Here is a 19473-nt window from a genome sequence, read left to right on the forward strand (position 1 = left end):
ATTCATACGGTGCCGACCCGGGAATCGGGTTGGCTGTGCTGGCTGAACGTGCGGGCGATAAGCGCCGAACGCAGCTGCCACACTCCCGACGTGGTGGTGGGGTCGAGTCCGGTGACCTGGCTGATGCGCCTGAGCCGATAGTCGACGGTGTTGGGGTGGACCTGCAACGAGCGGGCGGTGCGTTGGCGATTGAGGTTGTTGCCGATATAGCTCCGCAAGGTCTGGAGAAGCTCGGGATACTCATCGAGGGGGTTCAGCAGCGACCCGAGAGCTTCACGACCCGGACCCGGCCGGGTCAGCTGGTATTCCAGCGCCATATCGGCGAAACGGTGCAGACCGGGGGCGTATTGCAGCCGACGCACCGTGTCGAGCAGTTCGTGAGCGCGGTCGGCTGCGCCGGGCACCAACGCGGCCGACGCGGTGACAACGACCGCTGTCACCGGTACGCGCGCGGCCGCTGACAGCTGGGCGAGCAGTTCGTCGAGGCGCTCGTCACTCAGCGTCGCGGTCGGGATCAGGATCGTCCCGCCGTCCACACTCAGCAGCGCTAGTGCGCTCTCGCCGCAGCGGCTGGCGAGTTCGGCCTGCAGGCGGCGCAGTTTGCGGCGGGCCACGACCTTGCCGTCGAGCATCGGATGCTCCTCGTCCGGATGTTTCGGAACATGCAGTGCCAGAATCGAATACTCCTCGGCGATGCCGATTCCGTCCGCGCGGGCCGTTAGTGCGGTGGAATATCCCCCCAGCAGAGCGGAAGTCAGAGCGTGGACGGCAGTGTGGCGCTCACCGACCGCCGCCTTGTGCTCACGGACATACGCACGGGCGACGGTGGCGCACATGATGTCGAGCCTTTCCACGACGAGTTTCATGCTGTTCACCAGATCGGCGTAGTCCCGCACCGTCCCGTTCGAGAAGATGAGATCCATACCGAGCTTCAATCCTTCATGGATGGAGTGCAGGACCATGTCGATCGGCATGCCGTCGCGGGCCCAGTCAGTTGCCGCATCGGCCAGCCGGGCGGTCTTCGCCGGAATATCCTGCCCGTCCAGCATGCTGACCGACAGCTCGAGGCAGACCCGGGCGACGTCGTCACCGGGAAGCACGGCGCGGGCCATCACGTTGTCGACAGACTGCCCGACCAACTGCTGCACGCCTTGTGCGGGGAATGGCATCGGTTCGCCCGAGACGGTCGATCCACGCCGAAGTGCCCCGTTGGTTGTCATCGTCGACTCCCTTCCGCCCAGTTGCTGCGGTTCTACCGGCCGATGGTGCGGTCAGCAGCCGTGCCAGGCGGCCGAACTCCCACGGCGATCGCTTTCGACCTGTGGCCTGATCGGTCGTGGTCCAACGATAAGAGGATCCTGAACTCACCTTCCACTCTTCTTCGGCAACCCATTACCGGCGGTGGATCACGGCGGCAACATGCGGCGGAAGATCGTTCGCACGACGTTCGAAGAGATATCCAGCTCGTTGCGTGAAACGATTGCTCACTTTTTGCGGTAGCACTCACAGGTCGAGCGCGCAACGAACATCGGTCGCGCGTTTTGCTGCCGCTGGATCCAACCGTGGACGCCCGTCGCCGTGCGCGATCGGGGCGGAATGCCCGATTCGGTGCGGTCCATAGGTCGTCCAGCAGATCGCGGGCGATCGAGTGGTCGGCGAGATACAGTCCTGTTCGCCGGGCTCAGGGTCGTGAGGTCAGTTGAGCCGCCGTATTTCGGACTCGAGCCATGCGCCGATGATCCGAGCGGTCATCGTGATGGCCTCGCGGCGTTCATGGTCGTGGACCTCCCGGGCCGTTGCGCGCAGCACAGCCGTGAAGCCGATATCGACCAGCACGTATGCCATCACGTCGTACCTGTGATCGTCTCCCGGGCCGAGCAGCTGGATCAACAGCACCTTTACCAGCGGACGTAGACGCGCTTCGAACTCGGGAATGCCGCTGCCGCGGCATTGCACTTCGCCGCCCAGCGCGCGCACCAGATGCGCGTTGGCGAACAACTCTTCGGTGAGCAGCTCCAGCTTCTCGGTGGACACTTTCGGAACCAAGGGGAGCAGCTCGGGAACCGGGCGCTGCGACAAGTCGGATAACCAGCGGGTGAAGCGCCGTTCCGCGTTGTCGAAAAGGCGCTCGCGCAGCTCATCGACGATCGCGGTCCGATCGGGGAAGTACCGGTAGACCGTGCCGATGCTCAACCCGGCCTCCGCCGCGATCCGGTTCGTCGAGGTTTCAGCGATTCCGCACTCACCGAACAACCGGGCCGCGGTGTCGAGTATCTGCTCCCTCGTTTCCTTCGCGCGCTGCTGGGTTGGGCGACGGCGCTGTCGGGCAGCCTTCTGCGGCATCACACTTCCCTGTCTCGTGGTCGCGGAGTGAGCTTTGCTCACCTCAGCTCCAGCTGTCGAATGTCACTGCCGTTTGTTGTATGTTGTTAGACCGTTGAATCGACGGCCGACGTCGCGGGAACGGCCGATACCCACGGCGCGCGAGATAAATCATGGGCCGACCAACGGAGGTGCTGATGGCGGCCGGTCAGCTGCCCAGAGGCAGACTGCTGCGGGGCAGTCGCCTGGGCCGACTGGTCGCGGGCCAAGCAGTGCGTGGAGTCGGGACTCGGCTGTCCATGGTCGGCCGGCCTGAGGAAGCCCGTCGGATACTCGCCGAGCGGTCCACTCTGCAAGCCGCGCAGCAAATGGTCACAGTGCTCGGCGGCATGAAGGGTGCGGCGATGAAGCTGGGCCAGATGCTGTCGGTTCTCGATATCGACCTCGTCCCCGAATCCCACCGTGAACTGTTTCGAGTGAAGCTCGCCGAGCTTCGAGACCGCGCGCCGGAGGTTCCGTTCAGGGCGATGCGGAAGGTCCTCGAGGGTGATCTCGGGCCGATGTCCCGAGTGTTCGCCGATTTCGAGGAGACGCCGGTGGCCGCCGCCTCGATCGGACAGGTGTACCGGGCGAGGTTGCGTGACGGACGAATGGTCGCGGTGAAAGTGAAGTACCCAGGTGTGGACGAGGCCGTCCAGGCGGACATGCGTAACTTGCAGTTGTTCGCCAAGCTGTGGAGATCGGTGCTGCCGAGCGCGGCCGACGCCGCCGTCCTGGACGAGATCGCACGCAACATCGGCGGTGAACTCGACTACCTGCGCGAAGCACGGACTCAGCATGAAGTCGCCGCGCGCTTCCACGAACATCCCTTCATCATCGTCCCCGACAGCGTCGAACAACACAGCACGCACCACGTTCTGGTGACAGAGTTCGTCGAAGGGAAGTCCTTCCAAGAGATGCGGGCTCTGCCCGGGACCGACCGAGATCGGATCGGTGAGCTGATCTACCGCTTCTACATCGGTTCACTGTTCTCCGACTACGAGTTCTGCGGGGACCCGCATCCCGGCAACATCCTTCTGGACGAAGGCGGTCGCGTCGTTTTCGTGGATTTCGGGCTGTATTACCGGATGGATCCCGCGGACGCCGAGTTCGAGCGTGCGTCCCTGCTGGCGGCTGCGGAACACCGGGCCGTGGATCTGTACCAGGCGTGGGTCGGCCGCGGCATCATCGACCCGGCCGCGGGCGTCACACCACAGGAATGCCTGGAATACGTGTGGGCGGCGTCGGGTTGGCATCTGCTCGATGAGGAGATCACGATCACTCCCGAACTCGCCACCGCGGCGGTAGTCCTCGCCGTCGACCCGAGGGCGGACGAGTTCCGGGGTATGCGGCATCAACTGCTTCCGGCGGAGCACGTGTTCTCCAGGCGCGCGGAGTTGTTCACCTTCGCCGCACTCGGCCAGCTCGAAACAAGCAACAATTGGCATCGGCTGGCCCGTGAGTGGCTCTACGGCGAGCCGCCGGCAACTGATATCGGGCGGGCAACGGCACGGTGGCGAGCCGGGCGACTGCCCGGACCACCTCGCCGCTGACCAGGTCTTCACCGCACTGCGCAGACGTCGAATTCGCTGACGCCGTCGGTGGTGACCTCGAGCATGCAGGCGGTGGAGATGTCGAAGAACAGGCCCGATACCGTCAGGCCGCGGGCAGCGGCGGCCCGACGGATCACCGGGTGGCGTCGCAGAGTCTCGAGCTGAACGGCGACGTTGACCATGCTCAGCTGGGCGGCTTCGCCATAACCCGCGGCAGCCGCAGCGATCTGAACCGGGTGCCCGGCAAGGTAGGCATCCAGGCTCGGGCGGGCATGGGCGAGCCAGGTGTCCAGTCGCGGTCCGGTGGAGGCGCCGACCAGCACGGCCTCCATAGCACCGCAGGAGGAATGGCCGCACACCACCACGTTGTTCACCTTCAGGTTGTCCACCGCGAAAGACAGGGCCGCCTCGACCGAGACGTCCGATCCGTCCGCGGGGTGCAGATTGCCGACGTTGCGGACGGTGAACAGGTCACCAGGACCGCTGTTGGTGATCACATTGGGCACGATGCGCGAGTCGGCACAGGTGAGAAACAACGAGTGCGGATCTTGCCGGTCACGCAACTGGTCCAGGTGCGGCCGGATCACGTGGGCGTGACTGCGATGGTAGGCGATCACGCCGGCCGCGACCGCGTCGCCGTTTCGGTCGCGCCACGGGACGAGCACCTCATCGAGCATGCCACGAGCCCGGCCGCGTCGAGGCGGGCCGGTCCTGCTGTGTTCCATGCGCGCGGTACCGATCTCGACGAATTCCACTCTTCCAGCGTTACTTTCGTGCTGCCGGGCCCAATCGTGGATGGCCTCGTAGCCGGCGTGGTCGAGGAAGTCGACGGTCAGCTCGACCAGTACGTCGGTACCGGTCGGCACCGTGGCCAGCTTCTTGGTCAGCTTCGGCAGTGCCAGGAAGGTGCACGTGCCCTCGACGCGGACGACCCAGCGATCGGTGCCCGTCTCTGGCGCGACCTGCACCGATACCTTCACCACTCGCCACAGCAACATCGCGAACGCCACGGCCAGGCCGATCAGCACCCCCTCGAGCAGGTTCAAAAACACCACGCTGACCATGGTCACCGCGTATACCGCCAGGTCGCCGGTGCGATGGGCGAGCTGGATGTGCGCCAGTTTCACCAGCTGGACACCCACCACGACGAGCAACCCGGCCAGCGCCGACTTCGGGACCTGCTGTACGACGCCGACAAGCGCGATGGAGAACACCAGGATCCACGCGCCGTGCAGAATCGCCGAGGCCTGGGTGCGTGCACCGGCGGCCACGTTGGTGGAGCTGCGCACGATCACGCCCGTGACCGGGAGTCCACCGAGGATGCCGGAGGTCATGTTGGCCGCGCCCTGAGCCACCAGCTCACGGTCGAAGTTGGTCCGCCTGCCGGTGTGCAGCTTGTCCACCGCGACCGCCGAGAGCAGGCTCTCCACGCCGGCGATCAAGGCGATGGTAAGCGCCGCCAGCGCTACTCCGGCCCAGTTGCCGCTGGGCGGGACAGGCAGGCCGGTGGCGTCGAACAGCGAGCTGTCGATCTCGATGCGGTCCGGACTACCGGGCAGCACCAGCGAAAGCACCGTACCCATCAGCACCGCGACCAGCGGGCCCGGGATCAGGCCAACCCTGTCGGGTACCCGGCGCCAGGCAACGATGATACCGATGACGATCACGCCGACGACGAAGTCGTCACCGTGCGCGTTCAGCAGCTGACCGGGGAGTTCGGTGATGTTCTCGAAGGCCGAGGTGCGCGACGCCCCACCCAGCAGCACGTGCACCTGTTGCAGCGCGATGGTGACTCCGATACCGGCGAGCATGGCATGCACGACGACCGGTGCGATCGCCAGCGCGGCGCGCGCGATCCGGCTCAATCCGAACAGGATCTGCAACAGGCCGGCCGCAGTGGTGATGAAACAGGTTGTCTTCCAGCCGAACTGATGAATGGTCTCGGCGACGACCACTGTGAGCCCGGCCGCAGGCCCGCTGACCTGCAGCGGGCTCCCACCAAGGAAGCCGACCACGATGCCACCCACGGCGGCCGCGATCAGGCCGGCGGCAATCGGGGCGTCCGAGGCGATGGCAATGCCCAGCGACAACGGCAGGGCGACGAGGAACACCACGATCGAGGCGGGCAGATCATGCCGGGAGATCGACAAAAGTCGATCGGACCAGGCGCTCCCCGGCGGAGCGGCCGATAGGGGGTTCGCATCGGTGTCGGTGGGCATATTTCTCCTTCACCAGGCCCTACGGGCCGGTCTGGTCGGTCGAACATGTTCTCCAGGCATCCCGAACAGCTGCGGCACGATTCCGGAAAATCAGTGCCCGCAGCCTCTCCGCCATGGGAGTTTTCCAAGATCAACGTACTGGCAAAAGCGCAGTGGAAAACGGGACGAACGAATGTTTGTGACCGGCACTATTCCGAGGGAAAGCATCTTCCTCGGCATCACAACGCGTCCCCGGGCAAATTTTGCTTCAGAAATGAGTTACCTGCGTCGGCGAATACCGCCGCTGTGCAGAGGTTTCACCCGACAGTGCAGGGACCGGGTGTAGCACGACAGGCACTCATGGTCGACGTCGGCATATTCGATGCCGGGCGACGAAAGGCCACAAGCAATGAGCAGAACTATCGTGTGTATTCGGGTCACAGTTAGTGTTGATGCCACTGATTACTGTGATGATCTACGACGACTGGGGAAAGAGTTGATCTAGAAATCCAAATTCTGGAAAAGGACCTGGAAGGGCCTTCGAGTTCGTGATCTGATCGTTTCGTCCCGAACCCGGGAAATTCTCCATGAACACGACTGAGGATGACTGCATGAACTCGAGAATTATCCGCCCGCTCGCCGTGGCCGCATTCGCACTATCGGCCACCGCCCTCGGTGTCGGCACAGCCTCGGCGGATGCGGCCGCGGCCACCCCCGTCACGGGCTCGGTGGAATTGTGTATTCCCATCCCCCTTGGCTCGGCCGAGAACACCTTCTGCCTGCCTATCGGCTAGCTGGAGTGGCACGCGGCGGTGCCGACACGGTCCAGGGTGAGCACCACGGCGCGCTTCCCGGTTCGAAGCCGTCACCGCCGCGCAGCCTGCGCAACATGGCCGCCGGTTGAGGGACGCCAGGCAAGGCACACAGAAGACCGCCCGGGTTGGGCACCATCCCTCGCTGATCGTGGGGGTCGGCGCCGGGATCGGGGGAACAGCCCCGCACACCGGCCGGTCACCAGGCGCGGAGGGAGCTGCCCGGGCGGCGCATCGGCCCTCGACGTGATCGAGCACCCGGCGGGCGGTGTCGAGGCAGAACGCCGCCCACAATTCGCTTCCGGTCGGGTGAGAGTCAGGAGTTGCACGTTGGCCGTTGATGTCGCGGACCCCACAGCACTGGCCGCCACAGCGGCGCGCCTGCGCATCGCATTGACCGTGATTCTGCGCCGCATCCGGAGGGATCCGAATGAGTGTCGATTGTCCGCGACGCAGTGGGCGGTGCTGGGACGGTTGCATCGAGGCGGAGCCATGGCCGCTGTCGATCTGGCTCGCCTGGAGATGCTGCGCCCGCAGACCATGCGCAATGTCGTCGACGGGCTACGAGATCAGGGGCTGATCGTCGGCGTACGCGACCCGGTCGACGGACGCCGCGTGAACCTGATACTCACCGACGACGGCCTGGCCTGGGTGCGCGGGCAACGGGGGTCGCCGAACATTACTCTCGCGCGTCTCGTATCGGAGAGCTTGCCACCCGACGAACGGAGCAAGGTGCATGAAGCGTTGGATCTACTGGAGAAGATCGCCTACGGGTGATCTACCCGAGCCACGCACCTGCCGGCGCACGTGAGCCGAGGTAGCCCTCGGCAGATCGGGTCGGTCTCGGAGACTGTCATTGTGACGTATCACTATCGCCTGCCGACCGCTCCTCCTGAAATTCACGTTACTCGGAGTAATCCGTTCTCTGGGTTCGTGCGCTAGCTACGCTGGTGCAATAGAGCAGTTAACGGGGGTGGAAGGAAGCTCCACCATGTCTCTCACCTTCGCCGGACGGCAAGGACTAACTGTATCCGGTCGGCCCATGTCGCTGCCGCTGAAAGACGTGCGCGCCTTGTCGCGGCAGATGGTCGGGCATTTCGTCGAAACCGTCGCCCCCTGCGGCACCTTGCCTGGCGATGCGATCCATGGCGACATCACCGTCATCACCCGCGCATGCTTGGAGTTGGCAGTAAGCATGCTGGACGGCAGCAACATTCCGGAGAAGGCCGGGCAACTCGAGGACGCCGCGGCGCAATGGGCTCGCGAAGGTGTGCCCATCGGTACCATTCACCACGCTATCCATGAGGGCTTCAAGATCGGCTTCGACCTGGTGGTGTCCACCGCATTGGCCGAGCAGCGTGCCTCCGGCTCAGCTGACACCGAGCCGATGCTCACCGTCAGCGCCGCCGACTATCAAAGCATCCTCGACGCCGCCAAACTCGTCGTCGAAATGCTCGACACCATGACCACGGCGGTCTCGGTGGCCTATGTGCGCGAACTGCGCGCGGTTGTGTCGGAGCACCACACCGCGGTGCACACGCTCACCTCGGCGCTGCTGGGGGGCCACCCCACTTCCACCATGGCCCGCGAGTGTGGCATCGACATCTCCGACCGCTACCGCGTAATAGCCCTCGCCATTCCGTCCCACCCGGACGAGTCCAACTCGATGCTGGACGCGAAAGTCGTTGCCCGCCGCAAACTCCGGCGTGTGCAGGCGGAATTGGCCACCCGCTGCGACGACACCGTGCTGTCGCTGCTTTCGGTCGACGGCGGCACCCTGCTCATTCCCGCCGATCACATCACCAAGGGCGCCCTGAAGGACCTGATCGGGCATCTGTCGCGAGCGGCCCGCGTGCACATCACCGCCACCGAGGTGACCGCCTCTACCGACACCGTGCCCACCGCCGCGGATCAAGCCCACGAACTGCTCGACATGGTCACCCGGCTCGGGTTGCTGCCGGGCCTGTATCACTTCGACGAGCTGGCTCTGGAATACCAGCTCACCCGCCCCGGCCCCGCCCGCGAACAGCTCGGGTCGCTGCTCGATCCACTGGAGGAATATCCGGAACTGCTGGAGACTCTGCAAATCCATATAGCGCACAACCTCAACCGCCGGCGCACTGCGCGGCTACTACACGTACACACCAACACCGTGGATTACCGGCTCAAGCGGATCGGTCAGCTCACAGGTTTCGATCCCGTCCAGGCGAGCGGACTTTGGCGCCTGCGTTCGGCACTGGTCGCCCGCACATACCGCAAATGAGCGGAACGCGGTCGATCGGGTCCGGAAATACTCCAGTCGATGCTCGCCCACTATTGCGACCGCGGCGGATTGCTTTGTCCCGCCGGACAGCGCCGCGAGTTGCGCCCAATCGCAGATTCTCGCGCGACTGAATACCCCTCGACCTGAATACAGTGGAATGTCCGCGCACCGTCGGTGCCGACAACGTCGGTAACGGAGTGGAACACAGCGCTATGTGAAAGAAAATCATGGATGATACTCGACTAACTGAAGCAGGCGGATTGCGGGCGACCTGGCGGGTGTTTCAGGACCACCTCATCTCTATCGTCGCCGTCCACGATGCCTCTGACGCCACGACAATCGTATCCTTCGGTCCCGACGATCTACCGGACCTCGTTCGGGCGCGAGAACTCCTTCCGGACCTCAACACGTTGTGGGACGCCGTACGCCACGATTTCTGGACCAGACTCATCCCTCCGCAACCACAGTGCCGACGATGGCGACGGACGTGATCTCGTCGCCGCGGTCACTTTCCGTGCAGCTGGACAGGGTGTCGATTCCTCCGCGCGGCCGACCGGAAAGTCCTCTTTCAGCAGCCCGCCGGCAACACCTGTCCTGCTCCTCCCCCACACGCGGCACCGGGTGCCACAGATCTTGCAGCACAATGGATTTGCCACGCAGGCGGGCGATGTCATTTCCGACCGTTGGCGGTGTTCGCATGCGTGGGACGAGGCGTACGACCCGGCGCGCGTCCCAGTTGAATGCCGTCTCGCCGTCTATGTGACCGATGACGAGCTGGACGAACTGGTGCCGGCGATCGTCGAGGATCTCGGCATAGAGAGGCCCACGTTGTTTCTTCTGTAGCGCTCCCGAGGCGGGCGGGTGACCAGTCGAAGACGGAATGCTCGGTACTACCGAAGCTTGAAGTTAGCGAACCCGGCAAACGACGGATCTTTTCCCCTGCTAAAGGTATAGCGCACCTGGGGGCTTGCGGCAAGACCCGGTTCATACCGCAGAATTGCCCGGCTACGCCAGAAGCTGTGGAAAGAGGGAGTGTCCGAATGCCGGATTTCGACGTGATCATCGTGGGTGCCGGTCCGGCCGGTCTGACCCTGGCCACTGAACTGAGCCTGGCCGGCGTGTGCCCGTTGGTGCTGGAAAAGCACCTGGTGCCCCGGGAAACCCAGAAGGCCAGCGGAATCGGCGGGCGGATCCTGGACGTGTTGCGCTACCGCGGGCTGCTGGAGCGCTTCGAAGCGGCCAGCAGCGACCCGAATATCGCGCCGCGGTTCCCGTTCGGCACGCTGCAGCTGGACTTCACCCAGCTGGCTGATCCGCCGATGCGCGCGATGCCGATCCCGCAGCACGTCGTCGAGCGACTGCTCGACGAACGCGCTCGCGAACTCGGCACCGAGATCCGCCGTGGACACGAGGTGCTCGGCGTGAGCCAGGACGTGGCCGCGGTCACCGCGCAGGTCCGTGGCCCGGAGGGGACGTACCAGGTGCGCGCCGGCTACCTGGTTGGTTGCGACGGCGGCCGCAGTCGGATTCGCGACGTGGCCGGAATCCCGTTCCCGGGCACCACCTATCCGGAGGTCAACCGGCTGGGCCAGGTCCGGTTGGGCGACGCGGTCACCGTGCTCGACAACGGCGATATCGATGTGCCTGGGCTGGGGCGGGTCGCCAAGGGCTTCACCCGCAACGATCGGGGTGTATTCGCGTTCGCGATCGACCCCGAATCCGGGACAACGAGCCTGATGGCCACCGAGAACGAGACCACCGAATACGACGACGAGGAGCCGCTGACCCTAGCCGAGCTCAGCGCCGGCGTGCGGCGGGTGCTCGGCGTCGACCTCCCGATGACGAACCCGAAGCGGCTCTCGCGCTTCACCTTCAAGGATCGGCAGGCCGAGCGGTATCGCGACGGCCGGATCCTGCTGGCCGGTGATGCGGCACACCTGCTGCCCGCCACCGGCACGGCGCTCAATGTCGGCATGCTCGATTCGGTGAACCTGGGCTGGAAGCTGGCGGCGGCCGTGTGGGGCCGGGCGCCGGAAGGCCTGGTGGACAGCTATCACGACGAGCGGCACATGGCCGGTGCCAGGGCCCGGATGCAGACCCGGGCGCAGGTGGCGCTGCGGCGGGGCCGCGACGACGCCGACGAGGCGCTGCGCCAGGTCGTGCAGGAGTTGCTGCTCGACGAGCCGGCGCTACGCCGGATGGGAGGACTGATCGGCCACAGCGATATCCGCTATCCGATGCCGGGCGTCGAACACCCGCTGGCCGGGACCTTCGCGCCCGATCTCGCCCTGCACACCGAAGCGGGCGCCACCTGTGTCGCGGAACTCATGCACAACGCGCGGCCGGTGTTTCTCGAACTCGCCGACCAGCCGGGGTTGCGCGCGATCGCCCAGGAGTGGAGTGACGTCGTCGAGATCCACCGCGGGAAAGCCGAAGACCAGCCCGCCGACGCCCTGCTGATCCGTCCGGACGGTCACCTGGCTTGGGTTGCGGCGATCGGCGAACCAGCCGACACCGCCGCCGAGACGCTGCGCGCGGCGCTCACGCACTGGTTCGGTTCACCGGCTGGCGCGTAACGCACTCGCGGATGAGCTCCCACGAGATCACGACAGCGCCTGCCGGACTGCGGCTCAGCCGGTCGGGTCACTCGGCGTCCGCTGGAGCGAGCGCTTCGTCGGCGAGAGCTACCGCCGCCTCGTCCGGCGCGTAAGTGGCCAGCGCGGTGACGAGGTCACGGATATCGCTGCGGATCGACGGTGGCAGCTGGGCGTGGCGGGCGATGTCGAGTTCGTTGGCGATGGTCAGGACGGCGAAATCGCGGAGTTCGGTTCCTTCGATCGTCTTCGATCCGCCGGTGAATCTATCGATCACGGGAAAGGGCCGTCGGCCGAGCTCGCGGTAGGTGCGCGAGCGATCGCATGCGCCGTAGAGATACACCAGCGCCGCCGCGTCAGGGCCGATGACGTGGCGCAGCTGTTGGTCATCGGTGGTCGGCAGCAGGGCGTGCCGGAACCCGTCGGTGCCGTATGACGCGTGACAGATCGACGCCAGCCGGGCTCGTGGCGCGGCGTTCCATTCGACGGTGAGGGCGTGCACCCGGCGTAGGTGCTCGAACAGGGTCCCGCCTGGGTGATCGATCCGTTCGGCGCCGAGCGTGCGCTGCAGCTCGAACGCGCGACGGACGACGTCGTCGGTACCGAGCCACTTGGTGGCGTGCGCCGAAACGATGCGGGCGAGTTCCCCGGGGGCGTCGCGAGCGACGAGATGCCCGGCGTCGGGTACGCGGGTAACGGTGACGCGTCTGTTGGCCGCGCGTAGCCGGTCTACGTCGGCGTCGCCGAGCGGGGAACTTCGTCCTCCCCGCACGAGCAGGATGGGCAGGTCCGATGCCGCGACGATCGCGTGGAGCTCGGAGCGGGACGCGAGAATGTCCTCGGCGAGCTGGGTATTGCGCGCGAGGAGCCCGTGGTCGTCGAGCCAGCGGCGGGCGCGATCCGCATCGACATCAGGAACGACGTCCACGAGCACGAGGCCGACGACGCGCTGCGCGACGGACCGCTCCGCGAGGGCGGCGACGGCGGCGAACCCGCCGAGGGAGGCGCCCACCACGACGATCGGCGCCGGTTCGCGAGCCACCATCTCGATCACGTCGTCGGCGATCACCCGCAAAGTGGTCGCCCGCCCGGAACTCTCGCCGTGCCCGCGCAGATCGAAGGCCACCGTCCGCAGTCCGCACTCGGTCATCCCCTCCGTGACCGGTGCCCAGACGTCGCGACGCTCTTCGCCCGCGTGCAGCAACAGGACCGCGGGCCCCGTGCCGGTCACCGTGGCCCGAAGTGTGACGTCGTGCAGCGTGAGGCTCATGTCTGCCATCGCTGAGCCACCTCCTTGCCGAATTTCCCTCTCGGCTCGGTGATTTCGATTATCGACATGCCCTCCCCATCTACCTTGATTCATCAAGGTAACGGTACGCCGGAGAACCTTGGTAAGTCAAGGTAAGATTCCGGCGGTGACCAACGCGAGAACGCGCAGACCACCGGACGAAGCCCGCCGGTTGATCCTCGATGCCGCGGCTTCGCTGCTGGCCGAGGGAGGCGTCGCCGCTGTGCAGGTGCGCGCGGTGGCAGCGCTGGTCGGTATGACCGATGCGGGCGTCACGCATCACTTCGGTAATCGCGAGAAGCTGCTCGCCGAACTCCTTCGTCACGGTGGACGCCGGCTTCGAGCCGCGCTCCAAGACGTCGTCGCCGCATGGCTGGAGCACGGCACCGATCTCCTCGACCTCATCGAGTCCCTGGAGACGGTGTACCGGGGTGGCTACGGCGAACTCGCGGTGGCGCTGCACGCGGCGGGATGGCGCGACCGTGGTGCCGGCATGCTCGACCCGGTCGTCGACGCTCTGCATCGGAGTCGTCCCCCCGGAAGTTCTCTCGACGAGACGCGACTCGCGGTCGCGGCCCTTCACCAGGCGATGGCAACCGAGCCGCTCTACGGCAGCGACTTCCGGCGGAGCGCCGGCATCACCGGCGCCGCAGCACAAGACTCGACCGCTCAGCTGCGCTGGTGGGCAACCCAGCTGCAACGCGCGCTCGACATCGAACCGGCGCGCCGTTGACCCGAGCGGCGGTCAGCGCCCCGTCGGTATCAGCGGTGCACTCCATGTCCATTGTTCCCGCGTAATGATCTGCGGCGGAAGGACATTCGTAGATAGTCAGGCGGCGCGTCGGGAATTCGGTCGATAATCGCTCGCACGGCCGCACGAGCAGCGGCCGGGTCGGAGGCCGCCGGCGCCGCGGCCCCGGCACGCTCGCACCGCTCACGGATCACCTGGGCGAGCCCTGCGGCGACCGCCGTGGACACCGATCCGACGCCGAAGCCGACCAGAACGCAGGCAAAGGCCGGTAATCCTGCCGCTTCGCGGTCTCTCGCAGAACTCTCGTGTCCGATCGTTTGCGAGAATGCGTGACACCTGTGGGCGTTGTCCCTATAGACGTATCAGCGCGATGCTGTAGGCGATGATCCAGCCGGCCCAGCCGAGCCAGCCGATGAGGCCGATCGGGGCGAGACGGCTTGTGCCTTCGGCGTTGTAGGGACTGGCCGCCGCTGATATGAAAAGCAGTGCGGCACTGACATATCCGAGCCCGATGTGCCAGGTGGGGATGAATCCGACACCGGCGCCGGCGATGGTGAAACCGAGCACTGCCATGGCCAGGAAAACCTGGTTGAAGCCGAACAGTACGTTGCTGAAACCCCACAAGCCCGCGGTCGAGGCCCGATCGTGCGCGGCGGCGGCCAGGCCGAAACGCAGCGCCTCCACGCACATGAAGGCGACGTTCTGCATGAGGACACCGGCGAACCCCACCAACGCCCAGGCCGAAACCCCTGATCCGCCGCGCCACAACACCGACAACACGCCCGCGGCGAAGACGGTCAGGCACAACCATCCGACCGGCGCAAGCACCGAGGGCCGTCTGAGCCGGGCGCCGACTGTCGCGAAGGCGTCGGTGACCGCGTCCAGGCCTTCGGCCGCCGCCGGAAACGGCAACCGGGCCCGCACATAGCCGACGTTGACGACGATCGCCGTCAGCACGAACCCGAGACCAGCGATACCGGCCGCTGTGATCACGCTCATCGACACACCCTCCCCTTGTGAGAAGCGGGGCGTCGCGCCACCAAGGGCGAACCCCGGCCTCCCGCCCATATTGGATTAACATAGCTTCTATTCAATATAGGCAGTAGGAAGGCAGTGCGGAAGTGGAGGATCGACAGAGCCGACGGCGCTACGACTCACTACGCCGGGAAACGCAGGCGCGCGAAACGCGTGCCGAGATAGCCGACGCTGCTCGCCGACTGTTCGTCACGCGGGGCTGGGCGGCGACGACGATGCGCGAGGTGGCCGACGAGGCCGGGGTATCCACACCGACCGTCTATGCGGCCTACCGGAACAAGGCAGGACTGGTGTGGGCGCTGGTACACGCCGCGGATCTGTCCGCCGACCCCCGACGGATGCTGTCGGAACTGGAATCGTCCACCACACCCGCCGAGCAGCTCGCCGCGATGGCCGGCTACGACAGGAGACTGTTCGAACAGGCCGGAGATCTGATCATGCTCGTGCGTGAATCGGCCCGCACCGAACCCGACTTCGCCGACCTCTACCGCCAGGGCCGACAGTCGGCCGACCGAACCCGGGTCGAAGTGTTCTCCTCCTGGCCGGCAGGCACCCTCCGCCCAGATCTCCCAGCCGCCGTTGATATCTACGCCGCGCTCTGCAATATCGACGTCTACACCATCCTCGCCACCGAGCGAGCCTGGCAACCCAACCAAATCGAGCGCTGGTGGACCGACACCCTCGCCCGCGAACTACTCAACAGTTGAGTGGTTGGTTTCGGGCACGGCGCGGCTGTTGTCTGGTCGACGGGGCGGCGTCGACGGCTGCCGATCCCGCGTCTCTGCGTGCCGCGGCCCCGCCGGGGCTGGCGTGGCCGCGCGCAGGCATGGTGATCACGAGCGGGGCGGTCAGTCGATCATTCGGGAGTATGGCCGGTGCGGGGTGAGGTTGGTCTGGCCGCCGGGGGTGAGGTTGGTTTGCCCGCCGGGTGTCAGATTGGTCTGCGGGCCACACACCAAGTTGGGCCAGCGACAGGTCGGCAGGTTGGGGTCCTGATCGGCGTGGGCGACTCCGGCCGTCACCAGGCCGACGCCCAGCACGGCGGGTGCCGCGGCGATCGCCAGGGCGCGTGTGAACCGGTGGCTGCGGCGAGTCGAGCGCTGGTTGATGGTCATGTTCGTGCTCCTTCGGATGGTGTGGCGGGGCGGTCCCGCTGTCGTGATGACGCTGTCCAGACTCATCGACGCAGGCCCGCGCCGAAAGGCCACACAGGGTGCACAGCAACTCACCCTTCACGTGGTTCGATCCCACCAAGGTGGGCTGCGGTCGGAGTCACCCGACGGCGGGAGACTGTCGGCCACGCGACAGGTGAACTCTCGATTCCGCCGATCCGGAGCCCGCTGACGCATGCGCGTTCGGTCCACGACGGTGTCCGTCGGCCAGCGAGAAAAGCGCCATCGTGACAGGCGGCGGGGCGCGGCATCGGAGCCGCGATGAGGGCGACGAAACGCTGATACGACGTAGTCACCATGTGCATCGGCGGCATGGGTTCAGCGGGCATATTCGAAGTAACGCCATGACCTCGAGCCTTTGACGGAACAACGCCGAACCAGCAACGTCGTCAGCCACCTCTGTCCATCCCGCCGCTACCGCCGGCGGCGAATCCGGTGCAGGCGGCGAACAATGCCGCCGCGCCGCAGCCCACCGCACGCAAGAAGGATCTGCGCGTCGAACCGGATACCGGCACGAGGCAGTGACCAGGCCCGCCGCAGGCGCTACGCGATGGACCGCCTCGCCTGCATGGATCCTGCTCGCGCACAACGTGTTTCATATTCCGGTAGGGCCGGGTAAATGTAGGTGCGACGAGGAAGATTGTCAATAAGCGTCTTCCCGATGCCGGGAACGGCGCGGCCCGATCGCCGGGCGGCGCGGCCGTTCCGGGGGTTCGAGTTGCCGACTTGTCGCCCCTACCCCGGAGCGGGGACGACTCCGGCCGTGCGTCGCTGATGGCATGGGCCGCCAGCGATTGCGGAGGCGGGTAGCTGCCGTTAGGTTCATCCCATGAGTTCCGCCTTTCCTCATTTGCTGTCGCCGATCGACCTGGGGAGGGTGCGACTGCGCAACCGAGTCGTGATGGGCTCCATGCACACCGGCCTGGAAGACCGGGCCTGGCACATCGACCGGCTGGCCGCGTTCTTCGCCGAACGCGCACGCGGCGGGGTGGGGCTGATCGTCACCGGCGGATACTCCCCCAGCCGCGACGGATGGCTGTGGCCGTTCGCGTGCGCCATGCTGGACGAGACCGACGCGGAGCGACACCGCGTGATCACCGAGGCCGTCCACGAGGCGGGCGGCAAGATCGCCTTGCAGATCCTGCACGGGGGCCGCGATTCGAACATTCCCACCAATCTGGCTCCCTCGGCGGTGGCGTCGCCGCTCACCGCGTTCGAGCCGCGGGCGTTCACCGAGCAGGAGATCGAGACCACGATCGCCGATCACGTGCGCTGCGCGCGGCTGGCACAGCTGGCCGGTTACGACGGTGTCGAGATCATGGGCGGCGAAGGCTTCCTGATCAACCAGTTCCTCGCGCCACGCACCAACACCCGCACCGATCGCTGGGGCGGATCGGCAGCGAACCGGCGGCGGTTCCCGGTCGAGGTCGCCACCCGGACCAGAGCCGCCGTCGGCGACGACCTGCTCATCATGTTCCGGATGTCGCTGGCGGAATTCGTGGAGGACGGGCAGACCTACGCGGAGATCATCGACCTGGCCAAGGAATTGGAAGCCGCCGGGGTGGACGTCATCAACACCGATATCGGCTGGCACGAGTCGCGGGTGCCGACGATCGTCACCTCGGTGCCGCGGGCCGCGTTCGTCGGATACACCGCGGCGCTCAAGGAACACATCTCGATTCCGGTGTGCGCGTCGAACCGGATCAACATGCCCGAGGTCGCCGAACAGATCCTGGAGCGGGGTGAAGCGGACCTCATCTCGCTGGCCCGGCCGTTGCTGGCCGATCCGGAGTGGGTGAACAAGGCCGCCGGATCCCGCGTGGACGAGATCAACACCTGCATCGCCTGCAACCAAGCCTGCCTGGATCACACCTTCACCCGGCAGACCGTGTCCTGCCTGGTGAATCCCCGCGCCTGCCACGAGACGCTGCTGCAACTGCTGCCCACCAGGCGGGCCAAGCGGGTGGCGGTCGTCGGGGCCGGTCCGGCCGGGCTGTCGGCAGCGATCGGGCTGGCCGAGCGCGGGCACCAGGTGGAACTCTTCGAAGCCGAGGATCGGATCGGCGGTCAGTTCGACCTCGCCCGCCGCATTCCCGGCAAGGAAGAGTTCGACGAGACGATCCGGTACTACCGGCGCAAGCTGGAACTCACCGGCGTCACCGTGCGATTGAACGCCCGCGTCACCGCCGAACAGCTCGCGGCAGGCGACTGGGACGACGTGGTGCTGGCCACCGGCGTGCGTCCCCGCGTTCCCGACATCCCCGGAATCGATCACCCGATGGTGCTGTCGTATCCGGAACTGATCCGGCGGGAGAAGCCCGTCGGGGACCGGGTGGCCGTCATCGGCGCGGGCGGAATCGGATTCGACGTCGGCGAATTCCTCACCGCCGGTCACCAGGGCCCGCTGACGCTCGACGAATGGCGCGACGAGTGGGGTGTCACCGATGACATCCACGCTCCAGGCCAGTTGCGGCCCCGCAGGCCCGCCCCGGGAATCCGGGAAGTCACCCTCCTGCAGCGCAAGTCGGGGCCCTTCGGACTGACTCTCGGGAAGACGACCGGCTGGATCCATCGCGCCGCCCTGGAGGCGCGCGGTGTCCAGCAGATCGGCGGCGTCAACTATGAGCGGATCGACGATCGCGGCCTGCACATCAGTTTCGGCCCGCAACGGCAGGGCCGCCGGGTGATCGAAGTCGACAACGTCGTGGTGTGCGCGGGCCAGGAATCGGTTCGCGACCTAGGCGACCAGCTCGAATCCCTGGGCGTGCGCGTGCATGTCATCGGAGGAGCCGACGAGGCGAAGGAGCTCGACGCCGAACGCGCCATCCAGCAGGGCACCCAGCTGGCGGCGGAACTCTGACCGTGGACCGCGGTGGGCCCGGGGACCACGTCCCCGGGCCCACCGGCAGTCACCCCTTTCCGCCGCCCATCCGCACGAAGGTCGCGACGGCGGTCGCGTAGACCTTGCCGTTGGCGTCGACGAGGCGGCTTTCGGCGGTGGCTGTGGTTCGGCCGACGTGCACCGCCTCCGCTATCGCCTGTAGCGCACCCTGGTTGTGCGAGACTCCGCGCACCAGATTGGAGGTCATGCTCACGGTCGTGAGCATGGATTTGTCGTCCACAGACAGCTGGACCGCGCCCCACATCGCGACGTCGAGCACCGTACCGACGACACCGCCGCCCACCACGCCGAGGAAGTTCACATGCCGCTCGTCGGGGTTGAGGCTCAAGGTCATCCGCCCCGGCTCGGCGTCGACCACCTCGATGTTGAGCAGTTTGGCCAGCGGCGGCAGCGGCACGGCGCCGGTGCGGATGCGCTCGACGAGTTCGTCGCGGGAGAGCTGGATCATGCCGAGCACGGCGATGCCCGGGTCGTCCCACTCCAGGTGCAGCGAGCGCACGCCATCGGTCACCGCAATCGCCGACAGGTCGTTGAGTGTCATGAC

General features: G+C 66.3%; 16 protein-coding genes. 9 read left to right on the plus strand and 7 right to left on the minus strand.

Annotation, left to right across the window (positions count from 1 at the left end):
• Positions 1 to 2 precede the first annotated feature (2 nt).
• Complete coding sequence (locus ABZ803_RS13465) at positions 3 to 1220, minus strand: helix-turn-helix domain-containing protein (RefSeq protein ID WP_357036607.1); 1218 nt, start codon at positions 1218 to 1220, stop codon at positions 3 to 5.
• Positions 1221 to 1695: 475 nt separating this feature from the next.
• Positions 1696 to 2343 (minus strand): TetR/AcrR family transcriptional regulator, encoded by a 648-nt coding sequence (locus tag ABZ803_RS13470; RefSeq protein WP_357036610.1) that lies wholly within the window; start codon positions 2341 to 2343, stop codon positions 1696 to 1698.
• Between the two features lie 152 nt (positions 2344 to 2495).
• Here ABZ803_RS13470 and ABZ803_RS13475 point away from each other — a divergent pair, with 152 nt between their 5' ends.
• Positions 2496 to 3914 (plus strand): AarF/ABC1/UbiB kinase family protein, encoded by a 1419-nt coding sequence (locus tag ABZ803_RS13475; protein WP_357036613.1) that lies wholly within the window; start codon positions 2496 to 2498, stop codon positions 3912 to 3914.
• An 8-nt stretch (positions 3915 to 3922) separates the two neighbouring features.
• On the opposite strand, the gene ABZ803_RS13480 is transcribed toward ABZ803_RS13475, so the two are convergent.
• Positions 3923 to 6133: a bifunctional SulP family inorganic anion transporter/carbonic anhydrase gene (locus ABZ803_RS13480; RefSeq protein WP_357036616.1), complete on the minus strand. Its 2211-nt coding sequence runs from the start codon at positions 6131 to 6133 to the stop codon at positions 3923 to 3925.
• A gap of 566 nt (positions 6134 to 6699) precedes the next feature.
• Here ABZ803_RS13480 and ABZ803_RS13485 point away from each other — a divergent pair.
• The 5 genes from ABZ803_RS13485 to ABZ803_RS13505 all read left to right on the plus strand — a co-directional run bounded on the left by ABZ803_RS13485 (position 6700) and on the right by ABZ803_RS13505 (position 11763).
• Positions 6700 to 6906, plus strand: coding sequence for a hypothetical protein (locus ABZ803_RS13485; RefSeq protein WP_357036618.1), 207 nt, complete (start codon positions 6700 to 6702; stop codon positions 6904 to 6906).
• Positions 6907 to 7365: 459 nt separating this feature from the next.
• Positions 7366 to 7701, plus strand: coding sequence for a MarR family transcriptional regulator (locus ABZ803_RS13490; protein WP_357036621.1), 336 nt, complete (start codon positions 7366 to 7368; stop codon positions 7699 to 7701).
• Positions 7702 to 7966: 265 nt separating this feature from the next.
• Positions 7967 to 9187: a helix-turn-helix domain-containing protein gene (locus tag ABZ803_RS13495; protein WP_357036624.1), complete on the plus strand. Its 1221-nt coding sequence runs from the start codon at positions 7967 to 7969 to the stop codon at positions 9185 to 9187.
• Between the two features lie 621 nt (positions 9188 to 9808).
• Entirely contained in the window at positions 9809 to 10030 is a 222-nt protein-coding gene (locus tag ABZ803_RS13500; RefSeq protein WP_357036627.1) for a hypothetical protein, read from the plus strand.
• A gap of 197 nt (positions 10031 to 10227) precedes the next feature.
• Positions 10228 to 11763, plus strand: a complete 1536-nt coding sequence (locus tag ABZ803_RS13505) for an FAD-dependent monooxygenase (protein WP_357036630.1) — start codon at positions 10228 to 10230, stop codon at positions 11761 to 11763.
• Between the two features lie 67 nt (positions 11764 to 11830).
• Here ABZ803_RS13505 and ABZ803_RS13510 read toward each other — a convergent pair whose 3' ends face one another.
• Positions 11831 to 13060 carry an alpha/beta hydrolase gene (locus ABZ803_RS13510; protein WP_357036633.1) on the minus strand — a complete coding sequence of 410 codons (1230 nt, stop codon included), beginning with the start codon at positions 13058 to 13060 and terminating at the stop codon, positions 11831 to 11833.
• Positions 13061 to 13196: 136 nt separating this feature from the next.
• On the opposite strand from ABZ803_RS13510, the gene ABZ803_RS13515 reads away from it, so the two are divergent.
• Positions 13197 to 13802, plus strand: coding sequence for a TetR/AcrR family transcriptional regulator (locus ABZ803_RS13515; RefSeq protein ID WP_357036636.1), 606 nt, complete (start codon positions 13197 to 13199; stop codon positions 13800 to 13802).
• Positions 13803 to 14171: 369 nt separating this feature from the next.
• Here ABZ803_RS13515 and ABZ803_RS13520 read toward each other — a convergent pair whose 3' ends face one another.
• Positions 14172 to 14819, minus strand: a complete 648-nt coding sequence (locus tag ABZ803_RS13520; RefSeq protein WP_357036639.1) for a 2-oxoglutarate/malate transporter — start codon at positions 14817 to 14819, stop codon at positions 14172 to 14174.
• A 122-nt stretch (positions 14820 to 14941) separates the two neighbouring features.
• Here ABZ803_RS13520 and ABZ803_RS13525 point away from each other — a divergent pair, with 122 nt between their 5' ends.
• The gene (locus ABZ803_RS13525) at positions 14942 to 15562 is read left to right on the plus strand and encodes a helix-turn-helix domain-containing protein (protein ID WP_357036642.1); all 621 of its coding nucleotides are present in this window, start codon (positions 14942 to 14944) and stop codon (positions 15560 to 15562) included.
• 141 nt (positions 15563 to 15703) lie between these two features.
• Here ABZ803_RS13525 and ABZ803_RS13530 read toward each other — a convergent pair whose 3' ends face one another.
• Positions 15704 to 15970, minus strand: coding sequence for a hypothetical protein (locus ABZ803_RS13530; protein WP_357036645.1), 267 nt, complete (start codon positions 15968 to 15970; stop codon positions 15704 to 15706).
• Positions 15971 to 16856: 886 nt separating this feature from the next.
• Between ABZ803_RS13530 and ABZ803_RS13535 the strand changes: the two genes are divergently transcribed.
• Positions 16857 to 18887, plus strand: a complete 2031-nt coding sequence (locus ABZ803_RS13535) for an NADPH-dependent 2,4-dienoyl-CoA reductase (protein ID WP_357036648.1) — start codon at positions 16857 to 16859, stop codon at positions 18885 to 18887.
• A 49-nt stretch (positions 18888 to 18936) separates the two neighbouring features.
• Here ABZ803_RS13535 and ABZ803_RS13540 read toward each other — a convergent pair whose 3' ends face one another.
• A complete protein-coding gene (locus tag ABZ803_RS13540; RefSeq protein WP_357036652.1) occupies positions 18937 to 19470 on the minus strand; it encodes a PaaI family thioesterase in 534 nt (177 codons plus the stop codon).
• Positions 19471 to 19473 lie beyond the last annotated feature (3 nt).

The sequence above is a fragment of the Nocardia sp. NPDC047648 genome (assembly GCF_040642815.1).
Taxonomy (GTDB): Bacteria; Actinomycetota; Actinomycetes; order Mycobacteriales; family Mycobacteriaceae; genus Nocardia; species Nocardia gamkensis.

Excerpts from the sequence above, each read along its gene's own strand:
- ABZ803_RS13495 (WP_357036624.1), top strand. The coding sequence starts at position 7,967 with ATGTCGCTGCCGCTGAAAGACGTGCGCGCCTTGTCGCGGCAGATGGTC.
- ABZ803_RS13505 (WP_357036630.1), top strand. The coding sequence starts at position 10,228 with ATGCCGGATTTCGACGTGATCATCGTGGGTGCCGGTCCGGCCGGTCTG.
- ABZ803_RS13540 (WP_357036652.1), bottom strand. The coding sequence starts at position 19,470 with ATGACACTCAACGACCTGTCGGCGATTGCGGTGACCGATGGCGTGCGC.
- ABZ803_RS13535 (WP_357036648.1), top strand. The coding sequence starts at position 16,857 with ATGAGTTCCGCCTTTCCTCATTTGCTGTCGCCGATCGACCTGGGGAGG.
- ABZ803_RS13465 (WP_357036607.1), bottom strand. The coding sequence starts at position 1,220 with ATGACAACCAACGGGGCACTTCGGCGTGGATCGACCGTCTCGGGCGAA.
- ABZ803_RS13475 (WP_357036613.1), top strand. The coding sequence starts at position 2,496 with ATGGGCCGACCAACGGAGGTGCTGATGGCGGCCGGTCAGCTGCCCAGA.
- ABZ803_RS13530 (WP_357036645.1), bottom strand. The coding sequence starts at position 15,970 with ATGACCATCAACCAGCGCTCGACTCGCCGCAGCCACCGGTTCACACGC.
- ABZ803_RS13480 (WP_357036616.1), bottom strand. The coding sequence starts at position 6,133 with ATGCCCACCGACACCGATGCGAACCCCCTATCGGCCGCTCCGCCGGGG.
- ABZ803_RS13485 (WP_357036618.1), top strand. The coding sequence starts at position 6,700 with ATGAACACGACTGAGGATGACTGCATGAACTCGAGAATTATCCGCCCG.
- ABZ803_RS13510 (WP_357036633.1), bottom strand. The coding sequence starts at position 13,060 with ATGGCAGACATGAGCCTCACGCTGCACGACGTCACACTTCGGGCCACG.
- ABZ803_RS13470 (WP_357036610.1), bottom strand. The coding sequence starts at position 2,343 with ATGCCGCAGAAGGCTGCCCGACAGCGCCGTCGCCCAACCCAGCAGCGC.
- ABZ803_RS13520 (WP_357036639.1), bottom strand. The coding sequence starts at position 14,819 with ATGAGCGTGATCACAGCGGCCGGTATCGCTGGTCTCGGGTTCGTGCTG.